Below are 1,788 nucleotides of genomic sequence, written 5' to 3' on the forward strand. Positions count from 1 at the left end.
TCGCTCTATTACGAAACGCTCAAGCACAATGGCGACTACCCGATCATTGGTGTGAACACATTCTTGAGTTCTGAAGGTTCGCCAACGGTAACTCCGGGTGAGATCATCCGTGCAACTAAAGATGAAAAAGAAGCACAAATCGACACGGTTAATTCGTTGAAAGATCGTCAAAAAGCGAAATCTGAGGAAATGATCAAGCGTGTACAGGAATCTGCTATTCAGAACCAGAACATCTTTGCAGAGTTGATGGAAGCTTGTAAATATTGCTCACTTGGTGAAATCACCGAAGCATTATTTGAAGTGGGAGGTCAATACCGCAGGAATATGTAAGTTTTTCTAAATATCTTTTAGATTGAAGTCCTTCTCGAATTATCGGGAAGGACTTTTTTGATTTTGGCAAATTTTCAAGGGTTTTCAAAAAGTTATATTTTGGCACAGTTAAAGTTGTTAAAATCTAAAACTGCACTATGAATTTTTTAAAAACCCTATTTCTTTTACTAATAATTTTACCTCATTATGTTTTTGCTCAGGACTCAGAGCTAATCAATAAACCAGATATTGATTTTAGAAGAGAGTATGTTGTCGATTGTGAAGAGCACGGGATATTTCATTTTTATCTTTACAACAAACAAAATAAAGGTCAGTACAAGACAAATCAACTTGAAAATGACGGTTTCTTAGAAGGAGAGTATTATTTGTATGGCTTTCAATACAAGGGTGGCAAAGATCCTGTAAAACAGATCGAAACTCCAATTAGTAAAAAGTCATTCAAGTCTAAATACAAGCCTAGTGGTTACATGTTTATGTTTTACCGTTTTTTGTATGGATCCTTTATTCCAATAAAGTTGGTTTACAATGATGATAAAGTATTTATTCTATCTCATAGAAAGAAGCATTTAAATGTGACGACTTATGATTTAAAGGAGGATCGATTTGTTAATAGATCTCTAGATGTTGGAACAAAGTTTTCATTAAGGCAAGTTGAAATTGATGAAGGGAATTTATTCGTTAGAATTTTGAAAGAGCCAAAGTTTTTGAGTTCTAAATCGTCTGAAGAAGTCCTGGTTGTTGATTATGTAGCAGAAAAAATTGAATTCATTCCCTTAGCAAGTGGTGTCAGCAATAGAAAGGCAAAGAAGCATGATTATAAAATTGAAGTAAATAAAAAGGAAGATTTAATTGCAATTTTAGATACCTACCATGATAAAAATATCTTAAAAGATAAAGAAGTCACAAACCTGTTGCTTTATGACTATGATGGATCTATGATATCAAGGATTGCACTTCCGGAAGAAGAGTTATATGACTATTCAGGCATAAACATAATATCATCAGAAGATGGCTTTTTTCTCGCTGGAGATTATAATTTCACAAAATCTAAGGTTTTTAAAAAAGATTACGATAATGGTTACGTAACAGCATTTTACTCTCGCAATGGCCAGGAATATTTTAACCGAAAAGACTTTAATACGTTTGATTTTGAAGGTATTTCAAAAAAGAATAAACGATATGAGGTATTCTCAAAGGGAGTTGCTGATATGGCTTCTATAAATGGGGAAATCTTCTTTTCACTTGAATTTTATGATACTGAAACAAGAACTACTTCATCTTCAATGGGGAGTTCAGGTCATAGAACTTATAACACCTACACTTTTTACTACGATAAAACAAGTGTGATACTCTCTTGTGACGCTAAAACCGGAGATGTAATCTTTAATAGAGAGTTTCCATTAAATGGCACTAAATCATTAGTGTCGTATTTTAAAACAACTATTTCATACCTTAAAG

The 1,788-nt window shown here is 33.2% G+C and carries 2 protein-coding genes; both read left to right on the forward strand.

The genetic code is table 11. The annotated features are described in order from the left end of the window. Window positions 1-330: methylmalonyl-CoA mutase family protein (locus RI557_RS11610; RefSeq protein WP_310683933.1), on the forward strand; the 330-nt coding region annotated here is incomplete at its 5' end. A 137-nt stretch (window positions 331-467) separates the two neighbouring features. After that, window positions 468-1,788 (forward strand): hypothetical protein (locus RI557_RS11615; protein ID WP_310683935.1); only part of this gene is annotated, 1,321 nt, incomplete at its 3' end.

This window comes from Salibacter sp., from assembly GCF_031581065.1.
In the GTDB taxonomy this organism is placed as follows: domain Bacteria; phylum Bacteroidota; class Bacteroidia; order Flavobacteriales_G; family Salibacteraceae; genus Salibacter.